The following is a 23902-nucleotide window of genomic DNA, read 5'->3' as shown; positions in this document are numbered from 1 at the left end:
GTCACCCTTTCTTTAACTATTGTCCCCATCGACAACCGAATTTTTACTAATTACAATTGGATTTTCTGGTGTTCCTTCTAAACGAACACCTTTTTTAACATAAACATGCTTATCTAAGATGACATAATTCAAATAAACATCTTCTTCAATGTAGCAGTCTTGCATAATAATAGAATTTTCAACTTTTGCATTTTTAGCAATATTCGCTTTTCTAAAAATAAGCGAATTCTTAACTGATCCATAAATTTCACAATCATTCGCGACCTGTGAATTGTGAATTTCTGCATTCTCACCGTAAAAAGTTGGAGCAGAATTTTTCGAACGTGTCAGCACAGGATCCGCACGATAAAACAAAGCGTTAAAGTTATCTTCGTTTAACATCTCCATGTTGGCTTCAAAGTAGCTCTTAATATCTTCAATTGCTTTTAGATAACCTGTGTATTCGAAACCATACACTCCATCATCGTCTTGAAGTGCTAGTTCAGAGAAGGTCTTCACACTCACACATAAGTTGCGCTCTCTAGCCTTTTGAAGATAGTTCAAAAACGTTTTCTTGTTGATAACCATAACTTCAATGCCTACAGGTATACCTGTTTCTTCATAACCAATTTCCGTCAACGGTACGATTTTATTGATTCTACCGGTATCTTCATCATAGAATTCATAAGAACTATAAGCAGTATCTTCCCTAAATGCTTTGCGATCCATTTTTTTATAGGCGATTGTTACATCACTGGATTTATCGTTATGATAATTTACAATTGATTTAATCTGGATATTTGAAAGCATACTTGAACCCATTAATAGAATGTAATCCGCATGAGAACGTGTCACATATTTATAGTGATCATCATAATAAGCGGGCGTATAACCTTCTTCTGCATTAGAAGTTTTCAGACGAATTTGGGAGTGTGTAAATACCCCTCCGCCCGCAATTGAGTCAAGTCCCCATGTAGCACCAGATCTGATATGGTCATATAAAGAATGTCCCGATTCAGAAATGAATAATGCTGCAGAGATAGCCTCAGCATTATAAAGACTTGAAAAAGGAAAATCGATTAGTCTGTAGCGACAAGCAAATGGTAAAGAAGCAATCGGTCTTCTCTCCGTCAGAGGTCTTAACTTATCTTCATTTTCTACTAAATTAAATATTGCTGCAATTTCATTCCGCATCTTTGTATCCTCCTACTTCTTCTCCATAGCCTACTACTGAAATCTCACCATTATCGCCGATGATTTCTGCACCGTCGTAAATATAAGCATTTTCTCCAATAATTGCTTTTGTTATCGTAACATTTTCTCCAATTACTGCTCCTGGCATAATCACACTATCTTTTACAACGGAATTCTTACCGATTTTTACGTTATGTGAAAGAACTGAATGATTTACTTCACCTGCGATATAGCAACCATCAGTAATCATCGAATCTTTTACTTTAGCTGTATCCGTTAAGAACTGTGCTGTTGTATTTGGATTTTGAGAATAAACTTTCCAGTTTTTATCTCGAATATCTAATTCATGGTCAGGATTCAAAAACTCCATATTTGCGGCCCATAGACTTTCAACTGTTCCAACATCTTTCCAATATCCTTTAAATGAATAAGCATAAACAGACTCGCTGTTTCTCAAATATGCTGGAATAACGTGGTGGCCAAAGTCATCCATCTGTCTATTTTTTGCTTGATTATCTACAAGGTATTGCTTTAGTCTTGGCCAGTTAAAGATATAAATCCCCATTGAAGCTAGGTTAGATTTTGGCTCTGCCGGCTTTTCTTGAAATTCAGTGATCCGTTCCGTGCGGTCTGTATTCATAACACCAAAACGAGAAGCTTCTTCCCATTCAACGGGCATAACACCAACTGTCAAAGAAGCTGCCTTTTCTTTATGGAAATCCAGCATTTTCTCGTAATCCATTTTATAGATATGATCTCCGGAAAGAATGACAACATAATCTGGATTTTGCGCATCAATAAAACTGATATTCTGATAAACAGCATGTGATGTCCCTTTAAAGAATTTTTCTCCATCAACACTTGAATAAGGCTGTAAAATAGTTGCGCCTCCGTTGTGACGGTTTAGTCCCCAGCTTGCTCCATTACCAACATGCTGATTCAAGACTAATGGTTGATACTGCGTTACTACACCTACATTATTGATTCCTGAATTGGCACAATTGGATAAGGCGAAGTCTATGATACGATAATTACCACCAAATGGTACAGCTGGTTTGGCAATTTGTTTTGTCAGTTTACCTAGTCTAGATCCCTGTCCACCAGCTAATATCATTGCTACTGTTTCTGTTTTCATCTATATTCGGAAGTCTCTAAGAGAACTTCCTTCCCTCCTTTTTCTTGATGAGTCTGTTTACAATTACCTTTCGATGCTATTAATAAATTATGATGATTTGGGAACGCCGTAAACTCTTTTAGGTTTAAGAACGATAATACTTAATGCAGGTAACATCAATTCAACAGACTGCTCATACCCATTAGCGGAAATTGCATCGGTTTTTAAGACACCTTGTCCTTTTGTCCATGTCCCGCCTAAAGTGTCATATTCTGTATTCCATACTTCTTCGTATTGCCCTTTAAACGGTACACCAACTCGAATATTATGGCGTTCTACCGGAACAAAGTTACAAAGAACAATTAAGAAGTCTCTAGTTTTTTTACCTTTTCTAACAAAAAATAATGTTGTCTGTTCATTATTTGAAGCATCTAGAATTTCTAAACCGTCTTTTTGATGATCGACTTCCCATAATGCTTTTTCATTCTTATAAAAGTTGTTTAATTGTTTTGTAAATTCAAGATGACGATGGTTGTAAGGATCTTCTAAATTTGTCCATTCCAAACCTTCATCAAATCGCCACTCCAGAAATTGTCCAAATTCTGATCCCATAAACTGCAACTTTTTCCCAGGATGCATCATTTTATAGGTTTCAAGTGTTCTGAGTCCTGCAAACTGGTTGTATCGATCTCCAAACATTTTATCCATTAATGACTTTTTCCCGTGGACCACTTCGTCATGGGAGATTGGAAGAACAAAATTTTCATTGAATGTATACATGAAAGAGAACGTAATAAGATCAAAATGATATTTTCTTTCAATTGGATCCATTTCGAAAAATTTCAATGTATCATTCATCCAGCCCATATTCCATTTATAGTTGAAACCTAATCCACCCTCATGGACGGGATGTGTAACTTTACTCCAAGCTGTACTTTCTTCAGCCATGACTAACAAGTCAGGATGTCGCTCAAATAATACTCGATTCATTTTCTGTATAAAAGCAACCCCATCTCGATTGTGGTTAGATCCATCTTCATTCAGCGTGTGTTCACCAATGTCATAATCCAGATAAAGCATATTACTTACAGCATCGACCCTCAATCCATCAAGGTGAAACTGTTCAATCCAGAATAAGGCATTAGATATCAAAAAACTATGAATTTCAGATTTTGATAAATCAAAATTCAATGTACCCCACCTATTATTGATTGCACGATTTTCATCTTGATATTCAAATTGCGGCGTTCCATCAAAATAAGCTAATGCATAAGCATTTCTATTGAAATGACCTGGAACCCAGTCCATTATAACTCCAACATTCGCCTTATGTGCGGCTTCAACAAAATCTTGAAACTCTTCCATAGTGCCGTATTTTGAAGATAAGGCATAAAATCCAGTCGTTTGATATCCCCAACTAGCGTCTAGCGGATGCTCCATTAAAGGTAGAAATTCAATATGTGTGTATCCCATCTCTTTAACATACGGAATGAGCTCTTCTTGAAGTTGTTTGATTGAATACCAAGATCCATCTTCATTACGTTTCCAGGAACTCAAATGAACTTCATATATATTTAAAGGACGCTCATAGACTGACTTGCGTTTTCTATTCGCCATCCATAGTCCGTCAGACCATTTCTTTTCAGGAAGTCCTTTAACAATCGAAGCGTCTTTAGGTCTAACTTCAAATTCTTTTGCATAGGGATCAATTTTGTAAGTAATTGTTCCATCCTGCTGTACAATTTTGTATTTGTAGTGGTCACCTGTCCTAGCTTCTGGAACAGCCATTGACCAGGCTCCTGTTTCAGATATTCTTTGCATCATGGCTTCCTCTTGCCATTGATTGAAGTCACCTACTACATATACTTCAGCTGCACGAGGTGCCCATAGAGTAAAACGAAAACCGTTATCCAACTCAGTTGTTCCTAAAATAAAGTAACTATCAAAGTTTTCTCCTTTGTTGAATAGGTAAAGTGACTTTTCCATTTCTGAATCAGTCATCTTGGATGAAAATTCATTATCCATTCAAGAAGACCTCCTTTCACTTATTAATATGAGATGAGATGCTTCCTAAGAAACTACTCACATGTGTTGATAAAAACACACAAATATTCTATACGTTACAAATCTCATTTTATTCTCTTCTACCGATATTGTATCCTAACTTCATTATAACACCAAACAATTTCACTTATTCTATCCTATATGTATAGAGTGTGCTAAAGTATTGTAAAGTTTATATTATCTGAGTAAAAATTCATTCTGTTAGAATGTTAAGCACTTAAATTGATCGAACCCTAAAAGAACATTTCAAATAATTACTTATACTTATTTATAATTATTCATTTATAACATGCACGATATCTACTAAGAAATAATCTGCTTCATTCCAGATTTTAACCTTCTTTTCTGTTAAAATTAAGGCATAATTAACATCAAAAAAAAGGTACCAATATTTTATACTCAAGATTTATTTAGTTATATAAATTGTTACACAATAATAAGCAAAATCAATTAGGTTATCCGCCTCCAGACCGATGACTTTATAACAATAAAATGCTATCATTAGTATTGTAAGGTGATCGAAGGAGGTTACATACCGAGTAAAGGAGGCTAAAAAATGGAAGGATTACTACTCGCTATTGGTTTTATTGGAGTTGCTATTGCGATTTTGACACCATTATCAAAAACTGGTTTTTCAGTCACAATGCTCAGCTTTATTGCTTACTTTAGTGTCATTGGAATCGATACTTGGTTACCATTAGTTCTATTCACAGCTGGTTTACTATTGATTATCTTTGAGATATTTGTTCCAGAGTTCGGCGTTGCCGGAATACTGGGTGCACTCTTTTTGATATCCGGTCTCTACCTGACCCTTGGAGATATTACCATGACAATCAGAGATTTAAGTATGGCGATTGTGATCACGTCTGGTGTTGTATTCTATCTCGTAAGAACTGGCTATTCTCTTACGAATGTCAATAAATTGATATTGAATACTGATATAAAAGGCAATCAAAAATCAGCTACAAAAAAATCTACTATACAGATTGAACCAGGTCTTGAAGGCGTCACACAAACACCTTTACGTCCATCCGGTAAAGTCTCATTTGGAACCATCGATGGAATCTTAGTAGATGTATTAAGTGACGAAGGATACATTTCAAAAGATGTGACCGTCGTTATCGAAAAAGTTTTGGGTACAAAAGTGATTGTTAGAAAAAAATAGAATAGGAGACAAACTATATGAATGATTTTATGTTAGATGGTTTTTACGGCATCATTATTTTCGCAGTCTTTGCGATTGTTTTAATCAGTATTTTCCTAAGATTCGTCCCTGTTGGGTTATGGGTTACAGCCTACTTTTCTGGCGTTAAAGTAGGTATTGGAACACTGATTGGTATGAGATTACGTCAAGTTAGTCCTCATGCGATCATCAGACCTCTAATCAAAGCGACTAAAGCAGGTATCACCCTTTCTACAAACGAATTAGAAGCACATCATCTTGCAGGTGGTAATGTAAATGCAGTTATTGATGCATTGATCGCTTCTTACCGTGCAGATATTGACCTTGAATTTGAAAAAGCTGCAGCAATTGACTTAGCTGGTCGTAACGTATTTGAAGCCGTTCAATTTTCCGTTAATCCTAAAGTGATCGTTACTCCAGATATCGCTGCAGTTGCTAAAGATGGTATCGAAATCGTAGCGAAAGCGAAAGTAACTGTTCGTGCGAATATCGAGAGATTAGTCGGTGGTGCTGGTGAAGATACCATCATCGCTCGTGTTGGTGAGGGTGTTGTAACTACTGTTGGTTCTGCAGATAAACACTCAGACGTCCTTGAAAACCCGGATATGATTTCTAAAACTGTGTTAAGTAAAGGGTTGGACTCTGGTACTGCATTTGAGATTCTATCTATTGATATTGCGGATATCGATGTTGGTCGTAATATCGGAGCAAAACTACAAACAGAGCAAGCTGAAGCAGATAAAAATATTGCCCAAGCTAAAGCTGAAGAAAGACGTTCTATGGCGATTGCACAAGAACAAGAAATGCGTGCTGAAACTCAAAAAATGCGTGCTAAAGTTGTCGAGTCTGAAGCAAAAGTCCCACTTGCTATGGCTGAAGCATTGCGTAATGGTACAATCGGCGTAATGGATTACTATAAAATGCAGAATATAAATGCTGATACTGATATGAGAAGTTCTATATCAAATCAAGCCGGACCTACTGACGAAGAAGAGTGATAAGATATGGATATCCTGATCTGGTTAGTTCAATTAGTGATTTTCTTTAGTATTGTATCAGGTGTGCTGAACTCACTAAGTAAAAAAGCAAACAAGAATCAGTCTTCTAATAGAAGAAACGTTTTTAACGAACCGACTCAGACTTCTACTCGTAGATCTACTACTCAAGCTGCGCCTAAGCAAAATAGGCAAGCGACTCCTCAGAGATCCACTCAACAGCAGACTGTAAACCAAAGGCGTTCAGCTAGAGATAAGACTGTGCAAGATGCTAGTACCGCTAGAGGTGCTGCAAGAGATATTACGACTGAGCGAGAAAGACGTAGAAAAGATAGAGAAAAGCTTGATCAAGCTCGACAAGAACGTACAAACAAACTTAGAAATCAGTCCTCGAATACAATGACTGAAGTCAAATCATTGAAAACAAAAAGTATTTCTAAATCTAATGAAACAGCTGAATTTGGATTTACAGAAGATAACATTGTTAGAGCTTTTGCTTATAAAGAAATTCTAGATAAGCCTATTGCTTTAAGAGACGAATAAAAAAGACCCGTCATGATGCATACTGAATAATCAGTATACTTTCACGACGGGCTTTTTTTAATTTTTCGATTTATTTTATTAAACATTGGAATCAAAGGTGTATAAAGTAAAACCATAAATACACTATTCCCAATCGCATGATAGACATCGAACCAGATACCGGCAATCCAGTATCCGATAAACGCTGGAAAAACCATCTGATACATCAGGGCCTGAATGACGGAAATAATGAAACCAAACAAGATACCTGTTACGCCAGAAAAGATCACCCAATAGATAAAATCACCATCCAATTTCTTTATGCATAGGGAGAAAGCATAACTGACTAGAATGATGATGGTGAATGCAACAACCTGAGAGAGCGTCCATGGTCCCATCCCTAAAAATAAATTAGAGACAATAATTGAACCACACCCAACAATTATCGCATCCACAACACCAAATGTGATTGTCATTAAAATCAGAATCGTCGTAACCGGTTGTACATTTGGAAGAAAACTAAAGACCAGCCGACTAGTTTGTACGAGCGCAATCATCAGTGCCAGAACAGTTAATCTGTATACAGAAAATTGGTTCTTACTATTCCTCATCTTGACCCGTTTCAAGTTTCCAGGTAATCTCGTCACCTTCTTCTAAAACGTAATCACCTGCCCCTACCTGAGAAAACTCTCCGTTGATGTCAAATAACCAATAAGCCTTTTTATCATCTTTTTGTTCTAAGCCATTAATAGCAGTAATAAAACCATCGCTATCTACTGCACCGAACTCTTCATGCATGACTTCAAGTAATGTTGTATCTTTTGGACTATTCAATTCCTGATTCATCTCATCTTCATCGACACTATAGAGCTCATCATCGATAGAAAACTCAATCGTATACGTAACCTCTTCATTTTGATCCTGTGTATTTCCAGAAGTTTCTGATTCTGTCGATGCATTCTCTTGATTGCCACATCCTGCTACTAAAAAAATAAGCATGCAAAGTCCTAATATTTTTTTCATTCTAACTCTACTCCTCTTTCAATTATCATTCTGGTTTGAATCTACTTTTTCAGTGAGAAAAAATTCTCTTTTGATTTTGATGAATCGGATAAAATCATTCAAAATCTGAAATAAAATTGCCCTACTCTCAAATTCCTTTCTTGTTTGAGGTAGTTCAGACTCTTTGAACGTTTGATAAAGTTCTGAAATGTCTTGCAACAAGTCTAACCCTGTATTCTTTTCATGAAGTTGTTCTGCGGTTCCTTTGAAGAGATCCGCGAGTATTTGGTTTTGACTAGTCGCCAGTTTAATGGACGGAAGATTTTCACACATTTTCTGCAAGACAACAGATTGTTCTTTTCTCATTTGTGCATAACGCACATAGTAACTGGTTTTTTTGAAAACTTGATTCGCATATTCATTAAACGCAATACGGTTCATTTCTTGTATTCTTTTATCTAACTGTTTAAGCTGTTCAGATAATTCTCTGTAATTCTGATCTCCTTGTAATTGATCATAAAAAATCAAGAGTGCCTTACTCATTTTATTTTCGATTTCTTCAACGAACTTCTCTAATGTATATTGCTGTTTAGGCATCCATAAATTCACTAACAAAGCAGTAAATACACCTATTAGCATCAATGCTGTTCCATTGATCTGCCAGTTCCAAGAGATACTTTCAGCTGTGATGAAATGCGTAACAAGCACTGTTGTCGGCGCAATCCCTGACTCCATCTTACCTTTGCACGCTAAAGGAATAAAAATGGCTAAGTATAATCCAAAAGCAAAAAGAGAGAATCCCAAACTTGCAAACAAGATAGATGCAATACAAAAACCTAGTATCATTGAACCGATTCTTGCTAATGCAATTTTTATCGATTCCTGTTTTGTGTCTAAAACACTTAAAATCGCGATGACTCCGGCTGCTAGTGTATAATCTAGCTCGAATAACTGAGCCATCCATACAGCAAGAACCGTAGCTACCACGATTTTGATGGTTCTTTGAGTTGTATTCATTTTATAACTCCTACAGAAACTCAGTCTCATTCCATCAAGCCAGAGTTTTATTATTTATAAACGTGTCACAACGTACCTGAACGTATAATTGAAATCAGCAGCCATAATCCCATTATCCCAGCTCCTAAGAAAATAATGATAGCCAGAATAGATACGCTTGTCCCTTCTGCGACAGCTAAGATAACCGCTGAAGCTAAAATAAGCGCGGCTATAATGACAGCAAACACAATCCTGTTGACCATCTTATTTAATCCAGTCCATTTTTTATCGCCATCCACTAAATCCAAATGTACTTTAAGTCTACCATTATTAATGGTGTCAAGAGACTTTGTAATCTTTGTAGGAAGAGATGCTGAATGCTGAGCAAACTGATAAAGGCCAATCATGACTTTATCTTTTGAGATGGTTTCAAAAAAGGACACATCATCATTTTCTTTGATATAAGCAGATGCAATTTTTAGAACATTGATATCCGGATGCAATTCAGTGATAACACCTTCAAGTATCGTCATCGACTTTGCCAGTAACAGGAAATCATTTGGCATGATCATCTTATATTTGTTAGTAATATACAGTACGTCAGAAAAGAATGCACTCAAATCTATATTCTTGAAACTTCTTGAGGCATATATGTGATAAAAATCCGCAAGATCTTCACTTAATGCAAATCGATTAACTTTCGTTTTTACAATAGCCATCTGCAAGAGAATATTCATCATTCCCTCAATATCTTCCAGTACAAGCGCTTTGATCAAACGAATCAAGCTCTCTCTAACGTCAGAGGAAAGTTCTCCAGTTATACCAAAATCCAAAAAGACAATTTGTTTTCCTTTAATAATCAAATTTCCCTGATGCGGATCTCCATGAAAATAACCATCGTTAAATACTTGAGATAAAAAAGAATACATCAATTTTTCAGCAATATCTTTCTTGTCGTAGCCTTCTGTTATCAATTTAACGGGATCCAAGCCTTTGATTCCATCAATATATTCCTCAACTAGTACTCTTTTTGATGTATATTTCAAAAAAGGTTTTGGCGCCGTAACAGCTTTGATTTCTTTATTTAATCCTCTGAATCTAACTAGATATTTTGCTTCATTACGAAAATCAAGTTCGATTTTTGTAGTTGCTAAAATCTCATCAAACGCAGAGTCGGCATCTACCAGCATATCCTTGACCGTATTCGGTGCCATAGAAAGTATTTTAGAAAACAACTTAATATCCCTTAAGAGATTTTCTTCTATCTCTGGTCTCTGAACTTTTAAAATGACGCTTTCTCCAGTGTGTAGCTTCGCTTTATGTACTTGAGCAACCGATGCACTCGCAAGGGGCTTTTCTTCCACGTATTCAAAAATATCTTCAAGTGTCTGATCAAATTCCTCGCGAAAGATCTTCCTAATTTCAGAATATGGAAAATGAGGTGCATTATCTCTTAATTTCGATAGCTCTTCTATATAGTTATCCGGTAGCAGATCACGTCTTGTAGAAATAATCTGGCCAATTTTAATAAAACTAGGCCCTAATTCTTCAAAAGCCTGTCTAAGTCTTTGTGCATCTTGTTCATCATCCTTAGATCTTATACGTGTGTTATAAATATGTCCAAATCCATATGAAGCTAGCACTGTCCCGATTTCTTTTAATCTATCCCTACTTGTCTTTGACATAACGCATCCTCCTTTCAATTAAAAAAATGCTGGTTAGAATGAACTAACCAGCACCATTCCAATTATCTTTCGTTAGAGCTGTTTTCAAGTTTCTTTTCTAATTCTTGAACTTTTGCTTCGAGATCATCAATATCTTTTCTCTGAGCTACATTCATACTCAATAACAAAGCTTCTAATCTCTCTTTTTCTTCTGTATCTGTTGTATCCTGGTTTTTCTTTTGAATAAGTTCAGAAGTCAGTGTTTTACCCTCTTCAACTGAAAGCTTTCCTTTAGCAACAAGTCGATCGATTTGTTCCATTGATTTTTCGACAGCCAAAGCAGTACCCCCGACCCCGATCAGTAAAGCTTTTTTAATATCATCTACTAACATAAGCATACTCCTTTCAATGAACCTCATTTACAATTGATCTTACATCTATAGTATAGCACTCAAAAAAGAAATTGTCAGAGATTATCATCAAGATCAAGACTAATGATTCTTCAGTTGTTTAAGGTACGATGTTTCCTGCGGCTCTATATATTTCATACCATTCATCACGACTAATAACTTTACCGGAAGCCGATGCATAGGTTTTGATTCTTTCAGGATTCATGGTCCCTAGAATCACTTGCATTTTAGCTGGATGTCTCAATAACCAGGCAATAGCCGTGGCTTCATTATTCATTCCGTAGTTTTCTCCAATTTTACTCAAAACTTCATTAACTTCAGGGTAATCAGGATTATTTAAGAATACGCCGTTTTCACCTTGAACGGGTGACCATGGTTGGATCGTAATATCATTCAGACGACAATAATCTAAAATAGCACGATCATGGTCAATGGAATTCGCATCTTTCGTATTTACATGAATACCTGCATCGATCATACCTGTATGTGTCACACTTAATTGAAGCTGATTCGCTACAATGTCTTGCTCGATATATTTTTCAAGTAATTGTATTTGATAAGGACTGTGGTTACTTACTCCGAACTGTTTCACTTTCCCAGCTTTCTGTAGACTTGTGAAAACTTCTGCTACTTCTTCGGGTTCAACAAGTGCATCCGGTCTGTGTAGTAAAAGTACGTCCAAATAATCTGTTTCCAGTCTTTTCAAAATTCCTTCAACAGAAGAAGTTAAGTGTTCTTTAGAAAAATCATATTTTCCAAATCGAATACCCGCTTTAGATTGAATTAGAAAATTCTCTCTTTTAAGTGAGCTTTGCTTCAAAGCAGCCGCAAACCGCTCTTCTGATTCACCTTTTCCGTAAATATCAGCGTGGTCGTAAAAATTGATGCCGCTCTCATTTGCAGCTTCTAAAACAGCTGTTGCTTCTTTGACCTCTAATGCGTTCATTCTCATGCAGCCTAAGGCTACTTCTGATACATCTAATTGACTTTCACCTAATTTAATCGTTTTCATTATTATGCTCCTCGTTACAAATTTACTTTCTTATGTCATTTTATAAGTAACACTGAAAATAATCGAGAAATATTGTTTATTTTCTCAATATTTTCTATGGAAAATATTGTGTCAGAATTATGACAATCTAATGACTTTTATTAAATCGCGTATTTGTGACGAATTTTTGTCAAATTCTATTGATTTTTATCTCTATTACTCCTAAAATTGGTCTTGTAACAAATTGTTCACAAATTACACTTAAAACTAATCGGAGATCATTTTACATAAAATGATTAAGCACACTTTTGAAAAGGGGCAAACCAATCATGATTAAATTATACGTATCACCAAGTTGCACATCTTGTCGAAAAGCGAAAGCTTGGTTAGAAGAACAACAGTTAGAGTTCGAAGAAAAGAATATTTTCCACGAACCTCTATCAATAGAAGAAATCAAAAATATTTTGAGCTTAACTGAAGAAGGTACTGAAGAAATCATTTCATATCGTTCTCAAGCTTACCAGGCCTTAGATGTAGATATTGAAGACCTTTCTATGAACGAATTACTTACCTTATTTAAAACGCAACCGAGTTTAATCAGACGTCCTATCATTATGGATGATCGTCGTTTACAAATTGGATATAACGAAGAAGAAATTCGTTGCTTCCTTCCAAGAAAAGTTCGCGAGTTAGAACTTGCTGAAATCCACCGCAAGCTTGCTGATGAAGAATCCGTTGAAATTGCTTAAAGTTAATCACAGAAAATCCCTGAGCTGGTCAACATGATCAGTTCAGGGATTTTCTTATGATTCTTCTTTCTTGTTTTCCTCTTCTGTATCCTTATCATCATCACCGCTTGAGACGATTTCGATTTCTTTATCTGCGTCTTCTCGTTCTTCTTTTTCTTCCGGCGTATCTTCTTCATGTCTAGTTTTATTTTCCTGTTTCGCTTGCTCTTCCTTTTTTTCCTTTTCTTCTTGATCAATGCCATTCTCTTCAGAATCATCATAATAACCGTCATCCATTTTTTCTCCCAATACATCTTTTCTATATTGATTTTCACTATATAGATAGACATTGTGAACGATTCTGATGATTGGTCTCATTAAAAGAAAGAAACTAGCAAAGATATATAAATACATCCCTAGCCTTTCTAAGTTGGTAAAAGCCTGTGTTAAGCTGCCCGCCAGATATAAACCACCTGTAGCGATATCATTTCCAAGAGAAATAATTGTATAATAGTTTTGGAAGTATAATCTAAAATTACCCATTTTAATAATCATATCTTCATCTTTTTGAGGACGAACATCATGTTCTTTCTTTTCAATTTGTGGCATACTATGGATACTCCTTTACCATTATTGATAACTCTTATATTATCATAATCGTAACGTGGTGTCCTATACTTAAACTCTTATTTCACATTAATCTGATGCACTTCATATAAATAACAAAATAATTACGAATGTTAAACAACTGTTATTTTATATAATTTTCACATAAGACATTGTGGGTCTTCCCACTGTTCCGTAAGTACTATGCGCTTCAAGTATATTACTAGCCTCTAGATATCGTACATATTTCCTGACTGAAACATGCGATAAGGAAGATTTCTTTGTAAGCTCTTCTATGGTAAACGATCCTTCAAATTGATCAATTAGCTCTATCAGTAGATTTAATGTTTCTTTGGATAATCCTTTTTCAATCGAATCAGAATCCTGTGTGTAATCTAAATGATCAAACCAATAGTAATGGTCGATATCTTCTTGAGTAATCGCCTGCTTTCCTTTAAGCCATTCTGCTTGTTGCTTGAATTTAATCAGACTTTTCTCAAATCTGTCGAAACGAAATGGTTTTAAAATGTAATCTATTGCACCGTACTGCGCACATAGAGAAATAGTTTTTTCTTCACTCATTGCAGTAACCATAATGAAGTCGGTAGAGTACTCATTCGCTCTTAGCCATTTCACAAACTCCAATCCAGATTCATCATTTAAATGGATATCAATGAGCAAAAGATCTAGAGCCACTTTCCCTTTGATCAAGCACTCTTCTGCCGCTTTGACAGTTGACAGTTCAGCAGCTACTTCAAACCCCTCTACTCTAGAAACAAATCTTTTATTGATTGACGAAACCATTGGGTCATCTTCAATAATCCCAATATAATAAACCATTTAAGATTCCTCCTTTTTCATCCAGTTTTTCTTGATTCTATACCCTGTTTTGAATGTAACTTTTAATGAACCCCGATCTACTAAAATATGAACAGCATCTTGATCCAATGACTTAGCCATTTCTTCTAATTCGCTATCCAATCCTTTAATGTGATACGTCGTGAGAATCGCTTTATCAAGGTACCCTAGTTCAACATGGACCTTTTCAGCACGATTTAATAGTATATGATAATTCACTTCTTTCACTTTCTGAATCCATTTTTTCGTACATGATGGATTCGCGGCCGTTGGTATATCAGGATGAATTTCTACAGAGAAGGGAATAGTCTTCAAGGAAAACTTATGTCTTTCTCCTATCAAAAATCCAGCAATAATCGGTTCATAAATCAAATAAGCCATTCGTCTGGTAAATTCTTCTTCAGGTTCCAGTAGACTAGCTAAATAATTTTTCAATTCATCATATTCCTCTAAATCTGTTAATCCGTAAATGACATGTAATTTGTTCAAGAAATCATGAGACTGTGATTGTAAACTTTGGGCATAATTAGAAGTCGAATACAATTGATCTAATAAAAAATGCAATTCTGTAGCATCTCTCAAACTATATATATGCCCAATCACTTTTCCTTGAAGCAATATGGGTGCGATGGATACAACATAGTGATTGCCTTCAAATTTATAAATCGTTTCATTGGTTTGCTCAGTCTGATCGAGCGTTTCCTGGATATCTTTAGCAAAAGGTAATACTTCACTGATAGACTGATACAATGTTTTATTTTCATGCATAAATCGTTTTGTAGCTTCTTGATTCGCTAAGACGATTTCTTGTTGTAAATTCGTTGCTATAATTGCATCTTTTGCATACTCCATCATAGCATTTCGCTCTTTTAGTAAGCCAACAATTTCATGCGGTTCCATATCATTTAATTGTTTTTTCAAAGAAATGGCTACGATGAATGATACGATGATACCAAAAATACTACTGATTAATAACGCAGCTCTACTACTATTTTGAATTGTCTGTTGGAAGGACCGCATCGTTATACCTAAAGAGACCGCTCCTACGACATTGCCGTCTTTATAAACCGGAACAAAAGCTCTGATAGAGGGCCCTAAAGATCCTTTAGCCGTTGATACATATTCTTCCCCTTCAAAAACACGTTGCTCATCGTTTCCTTTAAAAGGCTGATTAATCAACTTTTCATTGGGGTGTGTTAGCCGTATACTTTCAATTGTCAGTATCACTGTATAATCCAAATCAAATTCCTGACTGATTTCGTTACTGTATGTTTGTAGCTGCTCACTTGTTTGTTTTGTTTCCACAGCACTTTCCACATTAGCTTCGTTGGCTACATGACGAGCAATCTTCAACAAATTCTCTTCCTGCTCTTGCCTTGCTGAGGAAGATAATTGGTGATTTAATAGAAAATAGAGTACAGTAACCGTAATTACTATCGTTGTTAAAATCATGAACATCAATCTATACAGCAATCGCTGTTTTCTCCATTGTTTAGCGACTTTAATCACCTTACCTTTCTTACAATGTATCAGATAGAATAGACTATCCCTTAACTTATTTCAATTACACTTAAATTAGTTTAATAATCTAGAAATCGATCTGTTTTAGGATTAGGATATATATGCATTTGAATAAACGCATTGAATAGGAGGTAAAAAGTTGTTTAACCATTCAAAAGAAATCCAGAAGAATTCAACGGGTCGTTTGTCTTTTCTAGGTCGCCTAAATGAAATTAAAGTCGGACCCTTGTCCTTACCGTATTTCTTAATCGCTTCAGTTATTATTATAATAGCCGTATATATGGATGAACTACCTACTGATGTTATGGGTGGGATGGGTGTCCTTCTCGTATTAGGTTGGTCATTAGGCAAAATTGGTAGCACTATTCCAATCTTAAATAAATTAGGCGGAGCGACAATCTTATCCATGTTGATTCCAGCCATCTTTGTTTTATTTCATCTAATCCCTGATAATGCCCTTAATTCAGTCGAGTTTCTGATGAGCGATGCAGATTTTTTAGATATCTACGTTTTTTCTCTCATTACTGGTAGTATTTTAGGTATGAATACCAAAGTACTAATTAACGGATTTGCTCGCATGGTCATTCCCATGATTGTCGGATTTGTTCTCGCTGTACTCATTCCTTCAACATTAGGCTGGATACTTGGGTTAGGATTCCAGCACACTTTGTTCTATATAGTTGGACCTACTTTGGCAGGTGGGATTGGCGGTGGTATACTCCCTTTAGCCTTAGGATATAGTCATATTACTAGTATCCCTTACGGCGAAGTCGTAGCAACTCTAGCACCAGCGACCATCATCGGTAACTTTTTTGCTATTATCATAGCGGCTTTGATCAATCGTCTTGGTGAAAAGAAACCTGAGTTAAACGGAAATGGTACGCTCATTAAAGCCGGTAAAGGTCTTGAGTTGGATTCAGACGATAAAAAAGTTTCTATACCGATTAGTTTTGGTATTATTGGAGCAGGGTTCTTCCTGGTTACGACTTTATATATTGGCGGCACCATGGCAGCTACTTTGATAGGTTTACCTGCAGCTGTTATCATTATCTTTGCTTCAACATTGCTTAAGTATTTCAGCGTGCTACCATCAAGTCTGGAATCTGGGGTACTTCAACTAAATAAATTGATATCGGCCAATTTCACTTATCCACTAATGGTTGGACTTGGTATCATTTATCTGTCACTTGAAGATGTTTTGAAAATCATGTCTTGGCAGTATGTATTGATCATACTCGTTACTGTCCTCACTTTAGGAGCAACTGGATTTTTCCTAGCCAATTATGTCCATCTTTATCCTATAGAATCGGCGATTATTTCATTGAATCAAGCCTCTATGGGCGGCACTGGTAATGTAGCCATTCTATCTACTGCAAATCGTCAAGAAATGATGCCTTTTGCACAAGTTGCGACTCGAATCGGTGGAGCCATCACAATCACTTTTATGATTTCGCTTCTACGATTTATTTTCTAATACACGGTATAAAAATTTAAAAAAAGATTTATAAAGGAGAACTGTATACAATGAATGTCAAAGAAGAAGCTCTAAAAATCAGTAAAGAAAAAGGTGGAAAAATTGAAGTAAATTCAAAAGTTTCCATCGAATCAATGGAAGATCTAGCTATTGCTTATACACCGGGTGTTGCTGCTGTAAGTTCTGCTATCGCTGAAAACAAAGAAGATGTTTACACATATACTTCTAAGAAAAACCTAGTAGCCGTTGTGACTGACGGATCGGCTGTTTTAGGATTAGGAAACATTGGACCGGAAGCAGCTATTCCCGTTATGGAAGGAAAAGCTGCTTTGTTCAAACGCTTTGCTAATGTTGATGCTGTACCTATCTCTCTTGATACACAAGATGTCGAAGAAATCATCTCACATGTACAAGCGATTGCCCCTTCATTTGGTGGGATTAACTTAGAAGATATCAGTGCACCACGTTGCTTTGAAATCGAGCGTCGTTTGAAAGAATCCCTAAACATCCCAGTATTCCACGATGATCAACACGGTACAGCGATTATTGTTCTAGCAGCAGTATATAACGCTTTGAAATTAAGCGAAAAAAATATTGAAGATGTAAGAATCGTTGTCAACGGTGGTGGAGCTGCAGGAATCGCCATCTCAAAACGTCTTCTTTCTGCTGGTGTCACAGATGTGTTACTAGTCGACAAAACAGGTATCATTTCTTCAAAAGATCCAAACCTTGAAGATCGTCATAAAGAAATTGCTAAAGTAACAAACAAAACAAATATACATGGTGATCTGCACACTGCATTGAAAGGTGCGGATATTTTCGTTGGTGTTTCTGCTCCTAACGTTTTGAAAAAAGAATGGATCGCTGATATGAATGACAAACCGGTTATCTTCGCAATGGCTAATCCAGAGCCAGAAATCAATCCTCAAGACGCAAAAGATGGTGGGGCCTTCATCGTAGGTACTGGTAGAAGTGACTTCCCTAACCAAATCAATAATGTTTTAGCTTTCCCGGGAATTTTCCGTGGTGCATTGGATGCTCGTGCAACAGATATCACAGATGATATGCAAATTGCTGCTGCTCAAGGAATTGCCAGTGTTATTCCAGATGATGAATTAACAGTAGACAATATTCTTCCTAACGTCTTTACTGAGGGTGTTTCAGATATCGTTGCAAACAGTGTTAAAAACGCAAAATAATATTCAAAATAACTCTTTTAATTTAAAAATAGTCTAACGATAAAAAGTGGAACGAATGTTATTCGTTTCGCTTTTTGTTTGTCTAAAACCACTTATTTCGCACAAAAAAAGCTAGGATTTTCATCCTAGCTTTTTTCAGCAACTTTAGTCAAACTAAAGTGAAGTATGATGTTCACAGCACCAGTGACTTCCGATACCAACTTCCTGTTGTGTGCAATGCACATGTATCGTGCTTGACAGTCCACAAATGTGGACTAATCGACTCATCGCATGGACTAACTATAGCACACCAAAACAGATAGTACAATATTTTTTAAAATTCAATCTGATTTATCCATGCTTCTTTGATAAGACCGTGACCTGCAACGGTAGGATGAATCCCATCTTCACCTGTATAGTATGGGTATCCGTACTTAACGCCTTGCGCGCTGAACAAGCCGTCTAGAGGAATTAAATCCGTCTGATACTCACGCGCCATTTTTCTGACGATTTGAATTCTTTGATCCAAGTCTTCTCTTAATTCTATTCTTTCTTTCGGATATGGAAGGACAAAAGGTTCTATTAATACAATTCTGGCATCCGTTCTTTGAATAAGCGACTTTAGTAAAAATCTGTAATCCTCTTCAAATTGCTCGATTGCATTCTGATCCATACGCTGATTTAAATTCAATTGGTGTGAGGAATCATTTATACCTACAAGAATAGATACGATGTCTGGATTTAGATCCAGACAATCTTCTTCCCACCTTGCCTTTAAATCAACCACTTTATCACCAGCAATCCCTTTATTATAAAAAGTCAGTTTTTCTTCTGGCAGCCCCGCCTGCAACTCAGCAGCAACCATTAGCGGATAGCCTTTTCCTAAATCATTAGGATTAGACCGATCTCTATCTACATCCGTGATGCTATCTCCAATAAATAGAATTTTATCTTGTGGTTTGATCTTCATCTACTTGTCCTCGTTTCTCATCTATAATTGACCATCGACTCTACTCAATCAAAAACTAAAGATTTTAAAATCATCCGCCTGATTTAGTTCAGTCTATCATTTCATGTTTTTGCATAAAATTATAGATAGCACCAATCAGATTCGCATCATTCTTAAAGTGACACAATTCAACTACTGGTCTGTAAGGTGGTACTCTCAACCTTGAAAATAGAGCATCCATTTCTTCATTGATTTTTTCAATAAGATCCGGTTTGTTGGATACACCCCCGCCTAATAATAAAACTTCTGGATCAAAGGAATAAGCTAAATTATATAATCCTCTAACCAAGTAATGAAAAAATTTCTGGACTTCTTCTTGAGCGATAGTATCTCCTTTTTCTGCTAACTGAAAGACTTCTTCCCCACTTACTTTGTTCGTCGGGATATTCATCCGCTTAGCATATCTTCTAGCCATTGCAACGGCTGTCCCAAGCTCACTGAATGTTCTCTCTCCATCCAACAGCATAAATCCAAACTCTCCGCCTAGCTGATGGTGTCCGTGCTGGATTTCACCATCTACAATGATCGCTCCTCCTATGCCGGTGCCCAACACGACAAAGAGTACATTGCTTTTATCCGTAGCAGCACCTCTCCAAATTTCTGCTAAACCTGCACTATTCGCATCATTTTCAAAAGAAACAGGTAAGCCAAACACTTTTTCCAACTCATCATAAATTGGAAAAAAATGGATATAAGGCACTTCACTTACACCTTCAATCTGTCTTTCTATTTGATTGATGGCTCCAGGTGCTGAAAAAGCAACACCTGATAGAATATAGTTTATTTCAAACTTTTCCTTTACGTGAAGTAATTGACTTTTTAACTCTTCCCAACTTTCAGGGGTCAAAAAGCTTCCTTTCTCTTTCAAACGATCCTCATCCCAAATAGCGTACTTAACTGAGGTTCCGCCTATATCGAAAGCCAGTAAGCTCATATTACCCCTCCTAAAACTACCTATTTAAATGAAAGTGCTTTCTAAATTATACCATGCTTCTATTTTTTTCGAAATATCTGTTTTTGAACTATTTGATAAGTTTACCAAGTTGCAATGTATCCATCAGCTCTTGGCTCTGTTCCACCAATCAGCACACCGTTTTGATTTCTTAAAATCACTTCGCCTCTACCAAACAAACCTTTTCCAGGTACGATCGTAACTTCGTGTCCTCTTTTGATTAAATCTTCAATAACGCTTAACGGCATTTCTGGTTCAATCGAGACTTTTTTCCCTTCATCCCAGTGCCACCTTGGGGCATCAAGTGCATTTTGCGGATTCAGATGAAAATCTATCATTGAGCTGATGACTTGTAGATGAGCTTGTGGCTGCATTTGTCCTCCCATAATCCCAAACGGTCCGACTGGCTGATCTCCTTTTGTAATAAAACCGGGGATAATCGTGTGGAAAGGTTTCTTGTTTGGACCGACAATGTTTGGATGTCCTTCTTCCATTGTAAATCCACACCCTCTATTTTGCAGACTCAAGCCATATTCTGGCACTACAACACCGGAGCCAAACCCCATATAATTACTTTGAATATAAGAAATCATATTGCCTTCTTCATCCGCTGCCGCTAGATAGACAGTTCCTGAATAATCGCGAATACCCGGTTTTGGATCTAGCGCTTCTTTTTGTACCAATGCAGCTCTTGACTTAGCGTAGTCTTTAGACAACAATTTATCAACGGTCTCATTCATATGCTTTAAGTCCGTTATGGTCGCCTGACCATCACTGAATGCCAGTTTTACAGCTTCGATTTGTTTATGAATCGTTTCAGGATCATCTTTTCCTTTCAATTCAAGGTTTTCTAGTATGGATAAGGCCATTAAGGCAATGATTCCTTGTCCGTTTGGTGGCATTTCCCAGATATCGTACCCTTTATAATTTGTTGAAATAGGCGCTATCCATTCGGGTTTATACTCCTTTAAATCTTCTTTTCTGATCAATCCCTGATATTTTTCTGAAGTACGATCGATTGCTTCTGCTATTTCCCCATTATAGAAAGCTTCTCCATCTGTTTCTCCAATCAATCGCAATGTTCTAGCATGCCCTTTAGACGCCCAGATTTCTCCTGGCTCAATCGGATGACCTTCGGGAGCAAACGTTTCAAACCAAGTCTCTAATTCTGGAAATTGTTCCAGTTTTTTCTTTAAAATGTTAAAGGTCCTTTTCCACGCATTTGAAACAACATTTGAAACAGGAAATCCCTCTTCTGCAATCTTAGCGGCAGGTTCTAGGATTTCTTTCAAAGGCAACTTTCCGTGTTTCTTGTTTAATTCTACCCATCCTGCTGGTACTCCTGGTACGGTGATTGGATCGATTCCATGTGTAGGAATCTCCTGATGCCCTTTTTCTATCAGATTGTCTCTTGTTAGTTGTTTGGGAGAGTGTCCGCTGGCATTTAATCCGTGCAGTTCTCCATCTTTCCACAAGATCGAAAAGCTATCTCCCCCTATACCATTCGATCCTGGTTCTACTACTGTTAACGCTGCAGCGGCTGCGATTACCGCATCGATCGCATTTCCTCCTTTTTTTAAGATTTCTAGACCAGCTTGAGAAGCTAACGGATGTGAAGTAGCCACCATCCCTTTTTTCCCGTATACAAGTTCTCTTCTAGACGCATAATTAAATACGCCTGCATCAAATTCTGGAATCGTCATGTCTTTCTCCCCTATTCTAAGTATGAAAGTAAGCCCGAGAAAAATTCTCGAGCTTACATTATAAAGCTATTTAATTGAATGATTATTTATCTTGAATAACTTCAATTTTGTAACCATCTGGATCTTTGATAAAGAAGTAGTTAGCTGCTCCGTCAGATAATCCTTTAAGTCCAGTTACTTCGTAATCTGTTTTACTATATTCTTCATGTGTAGCTTGTAAATCATCCACACTAATGGCTATATGACCATAACCATTTCCAATTTCATAAGGTTGTTCTTGATCATAGTTATATGTTAGTTCTACTTCGTAAGCGTCCCCAGGTAGTGCAAGATAAACCAATGTGAATTTATCGTCTGGATAATCTAACTTTTTAGTGATTTCCATTCCTAGTACATTTGTATAAAAATCGACTGATTTATCAAGATCCTTGACTCTGACACACGTATGCAATGCTTTTTTAGCCATACTGATTCCTCCTGAATTTAAGTAATATAGTTATTTTGCCTTATATTTTAATATGGGTCAAGTGAATGAACTAAGCACCAGTTGAAGAGTCTGTACAACAACTCTTACTTTTCGTATAACTCTAGCGGTAACTGATCAGGGTCTTTGAAAAATGTAAATCGTTTATCTGTAACTGGATCTACTCTAATAGGTTCCACTTCAACGCCTTTATGTTCCAGCCAGCGGACAGCATTCTCAATATCATTGACCTCAAAACACAGGTGTCTTAACCCTTGTGCCTCCGGTGTACTCGGTCTTTTAGGAGGGGTTGGAAAGGAAAATAGTTCTATCTGAGCGTCTCCGATCGCAAGATCCAATTTATAGGAATCTCGTTCTTCTCGGTAAAGTTCATGAATGATTTCAAGTTCAAGAACTTCTGTATAAAATTTCTTAGATTCTTCATAATTAGAAGCGATAATAGCAGTATGGTGAATACGTTCTAACATTGTAAGCTCCTTTCAGTTTTAACTATAGTATACAATAAAAACTTAATTAAATGGACCATTTGAATTGAATAAATCTTCTATTTGACGCATACTGGAGCTGTACATTTGGAGTGTTATTAGTATGGGACTTGGAAGGATGATCATAATGAATACCATCATTTTAATGACTTTGACAGGATTAATGACTCTTATACCGGCTGCGTTACTCGCATCTTTCTTTAACGATAACCAACCACAAAAAGTCCGCGTTCGTGTAGATGAAGATCAGGACTTTTATAGATAAAATGAAGCGACTCCCACTGGGGGTCGTTTTTATTCTTTTATTGACAATCCATCAAGCGTATAATGACTATTAAATAAGCCTTATTAAGGAGTGTCTATTATGAAAGAGTTTGAAGAATATCTTGAATCTATTGATGATATAGAACAGCGAGATAGGATGACGGAAATTTTAAATAGGATACACAGTGCTTTTCCAGATCTAGTTCCACGAATCGCTTGGAATCAGCCAAATTTTACGGACCATGGGACCTTTATTATCGGATTCAGTGTAGCAAAACATCATATCTCTATCGCTCCTGAAAAAAAAGCTCTTCGTCAGTTCGAATCTGAAATCAATGAAACAGATTACGCAACGACAAAAGAACTTATCAAGATCAAAAGTACTCAGAAAGTGGATTTTGATTTGATTGAAAAAATTGTTCAGTTCAATATTGAAGATAAAAAAGATTGCCAGACTTACTGGAGAAAATAAAAGAACAGGAGAGTAGCTGAAAATATCTACTCTCCTGTTCTTTTATTCCGTTCA

Annotated in this window: 25 protein-coding genes; 8 read left to right on the top strand and 17 right to left on the bottom strand. The window is 36.5% G+C overall.

Annotation, left to right across the window (positions count from 1 at the left end; translation table 11 throughout):
* Nucleotides 1-12 precede the first annotated feature (12 nt).
* The 3 genes from glgD to glgB all read right to left on the bottom strand — a co-directional run bounded on the left by glgD (nt 13) and on the right by glgB (nt 4312).
* Nucleotides 13-1173: a glucose-1-phosphate adenylyltransferase subunit GlgD gene (glgD, locus tag LG377_RS04045; protein WP_225743427.1), complete on the bottom strand. Its 1161-nt coding sequence runs from the start codon at nt 1171-1173 to the stop codon at nt 13-15.
* Nucleotides 1163-2308 carry a glucose-1-phosphate adenylyltransferase gene (locus LG377_RS04040; RefSeq protein WP_225743426.1) on the bottom strand — a complete coding sequence of 382 codons (1146 nt, stop codon included), beginning with the start codon at nt 2306-2308 and terminating at the stop codon, nt 1163-1165. Before LG377_RS04040 ends, glgD begins: the two co-directional genes overlap by 11 nt.
* Nucleotides 2309-2395: 87 nt before the next feature.
* Nucleotides 2396-4312, bottom strand: coding sequence for a 1,4-alpha-glucan branching protein GlgB (gene glgB, locus LG377_RS04035; protein WP_225743425.1), 1917 nt, complete (start codon nt 4310-4312; stop codon nt 2396-2398).
* 595 nt (nt 4313-4907) lie between these two features.
* Here glgB and LG377_RS04030 point away from each other — a divergent pair.
* Genes LG377_RS04030 through LG377_RS04020 form a run of 3 tightly spaced genes read left to right on the top strand, consistent with a single transcriptional unit; the run spans nt 4908 to nt 7072 of the window.
* Complete coding sequence (locus LG377_RS04030) at nt 4908-5516, top strand: NfeD family protein (protein ID WP_225743424.1); 609 nt, start codon at nt 4908-4910, stop codon at nt 5514-5516.
* Between the two features lie 17 nt (nt 5517-5533).
* Nucleotides 5534-6532, top strand: a complete 999-nt coding sequence (floA, locus tag LG377_RS04025) for a flotillin-like protein FloA (RefSeq protein ID WP_305067549.1) — start codon at nt 5534-5536, stop codon at nt 6530-6532.
* Between the two features lie 6 nt (nt 6533-6538).
* The gene (locus LG377_RS04020; protein WP_225743423.1) at nt 6539-7072 is read left to right on the top strand and encodes a hypothetical protein; all 534 of its coding nucleotides are present in this window, start codon (nt 6539-6541) and stop codon (nt 7070-7072) included.
* Between the two features lie 41 nt (nt 7073-7113).
* On the opposite strand, the gene LG377_RS04015 is transcribed toward LG377_RS04020, so the two are convergent.
* The 6 genes from LG377_RS04015 to LG377_RS03990 form a co-directional block, all read right to left on the bottom strand.
* Entirely contained in the window at nt 7114-7662 is a 549-nt protein-coding gene (locus tag LG377_RS04015; protein ID WP_225743422.1) for an ECF transporter S component, read from the bottom strand.
* On the bottom strand, nt 7652-8074 hold the full coding sequence (locus LG377_RS04010) for a DUF4430 domain-containing protein (protein ID WP_225743421.1): 423 nt from the start codon (nt 8072-8074) through the stop codon (nt 7652-7654). The genes LG377_RS04015 and LG377_RS04010 overlap by 11 nt, the downstream gene beginning before the upstream one ends.
* A gap of 18 nt (nt 8075-8092) precedes the next feature.
* Entirely contained in the window at nt 8093-9070 is a 978-nt protein-coding gene (locus LG377_RS04005) for an aromatic acid exporter family protein (RefSeq protein WP_225743420.1), read from the bottom strand.
* A gap of 65 nt (nt 9071-9135) precedes the next feature.
* A complete protein-coding gene (locus LG377_RS04000) occupies nt 9136-10734 on the bottom strand; it encodes an AarF/ABC1/UbiB kinase family protein (RefSeq protein ID WP_225743419.1) in 1599 nt (532 codons plus the stop codon).
* Nucleotides 10735-10796: 62 nt separating this feature from the next.
* On the bottom strand, nt 10797-11105 hold the full coding sequence (locus LG377_RS03995) for a phasin family protein (protein ID WP_225743418.1): 309 nt from the start codon (nt 11103-11105) through the stop codon (nt 10797-10799).
* Nucleotides 11106-11223: 118 nt separating this feature from the next.
* On the bottom strand, nt 11224-12135 hold the full coding sequence (locus LG377_RS03990; RefSeq protein WP_225743417.1) for an aldo/keto reductase family oxidoreductase: 912 nt from the start codon (nt 12133-12135) through the stop codon (nt 11224-11226).
* A 308-nt stretch (nt 12136-12443) separates the two neighbouring features.
* Between LG377_RS03990 and spx the strand changes: the two genes are divergently transcribed.
* On the top strand, nt 12444-12863 hold the full coding sequence (gene spx / locus LG377_RS03985) for a transcriptional regulator Spx (protein WP_225743416.1): 420 nt from the start codon (nt 12444-12446) through the stop codon (nt 12861-12863).
* Between the two features lie 54 nt (nt 12864-12917).
* Here spx and LG377_RS03980 read toward each other — a convergent pair whose 3' ends face one another.
* The 3 genes from LG377_RS03980 to LG377_RS03970 all read right to left on the bottom strand — a co-directional run bounded on the left by LG377_RS03980 (nt 12918) and on the right by LG377_RS03970 (nt 15815).
* Nucleotides 12918-13451 (bottom strand): YrhK family protein, encoded by a 534-nt coding sequence (locus LG377_RS03980; protein ID WP_225743415.1) that lies wholly within the window; start codon nt 13449-13451, stop codon nt 12918-12920.
* Nucleotides 13452-13598: 147 nt separating this feature from the next.
* Nucleotides 13599-14288, bottom strand: a complete 690-nt coding sequence (locus tag LG377_RS03975; RefSeq protein WP_225743414.1) for a response regulator — start codon at nt 14286-14288, stop codon at nt 13599-13601.
* Nucleotides 14289-15815 carry a sensor histidine kinase gene (locus LG377_RS03970; RefSeq protein WP_225743413.1) on the bottom strand — a complete coding sequence of 509 codons (1527 nt, stop codon included), beginning with the start codon at nt 15813-15815 and terminating at the stop codon, nt 14289-14291.
* A 151-nt stretch (nt 15816-15966) separates the two neighbouring features.
* Between LG377_RS03970 and LG377_RS03965 the strand changes: the two genes are divergently transcribed.
* Nucleotides 15967-17301, top strand: a complete 1335-nt coding sequence (locus tag LG377_RS03965; RefSeq protein ID WP_225743412.1) for a 2-hydroxycarboxylate transporter family protein — start codon at nt 15967-15969, stop codon at nt 17299-17301.
* Between the two features lie 41 nt (nt 17302-17342).
* The gene (locus tag LG377_RS03960) at nt 17343-18500 is read left to right on the top strand and encodes an NADP-dependent malic enzyme (RefSeq protein WP_225744623.1); all 1158 of its coding nucleotides are present in this window, start codon (nt 17343-17345) and stop codon (nt 18498-18500) included.
* A 313-nt stretch (nt 18501-18813) separates the two neighbouring features.
* On the opposite strand, the gene LG377_RS03955 is transcribed toward LG377_RS03960, so the two are convergent.
* From LG377_RS03955 to LG377_RS03935, 5 genes are all read right to left on the bottom strand, one after another.
* Nucleotides 18814-19449 carry an SGNH/GDSL hydrolase family protein gene (locus LG377_RS03955; RefSeq protein WP_225743411.1) on the bottom strand — a complete coding sequence of 212 codons (636 nt, stop codon included), beginning with the start codon at nt 19447-19449 and terminating at the stop codon, nt 18814-18816.
* An 88-nt stretch (nt 19450-19537) separates the two neighbouring features.
* Nucleotides 19538-20422, bottom strand: a complete 885-nt coding sequence (locus LG377_RS03950; protein WP_225743410.1) for an ROK family protein — start codon at nt 20420-20422, stop codon at nt 19538-19540.
* A gap of 101 nt (nt 20423-20523) precedes the next feature.
* Nucleotides 20524-22143: a gamma-glutamyltransferase gene (ggt, locus tag LG377_RS03945; protein ID WP_225743409.1), complete on the bottom strand. Its 1620-nt coding sequence runs from the start codon at nt 22141-22143 to the stop codon at nt 20524-20526.
* An 82-nt stretch (nt 22144-22225) separates the two neighbouring features.
* The gene (locus LG377_RS03940) at nt 22226-22609 is read right to left on the bottom strand and encodes a VOC family protein (RefSeq protein WP_225743408.1); all 384 of its coding nucleotides are present in this window, start codon (nt 22607-22609) and stop codon (nt 22226-22228) included.
* A 104-nt stretch (nt 22610-22713) separates the two neighbouring features.
* Nucleotides 22714-23094 carry a VOC family protein gene (locus LG377_RS03935; protein WP_225743407.1) on the bottom strand — a complete coding sequence of 127 codons (381 nt, stop codon included), beginning with the start codon at nt 23092-23094 and terminating at the stop codon, nt 22714-22716.
* Nucleotides 23095-23239: 145 nt separating this feature from the next.
* Between LG377_RS03935 and LG377_RS03930 the strand changes: the two genes are divergently transcribed.
* On the top strand, nt 23240-23377 hold the full coding sequence (locus LG377_RS03930; RefSeq protein ID WP_225743406.1) for a hypothetical protein: 138 nt from the start codon (nt 23240-23242) through the stop codon (nt 23375-23377).
* A 99-nt stretch (nt 23378-23476) separates the two neighbouring features.
* A complete protein-coding gene (locus LG377_RS03925) occupies nt 23477-23848 on the top strand; it encodes an iron chaperone (protein WP_225743405.1) in 372 nt (123 codons plus the stop codon).
* Nucleotides 23849-23902: the final 54 nt, after the last annotated feature.

The sequence above is a fragment of the Marinilactibacillus sp. Marseille-P9653 genome (genome assembly GCF_916618885.1).
In the GTDB taxonomy this organism is placed as follows: Bacteria; Bacillota; Bacilli; order Lactobacillales; family Carnobacteriaceae_A; genus Marinilactibacillus.
This window is presented reverse-complemented; position numbering and strand designations above follow the sequence as displayed.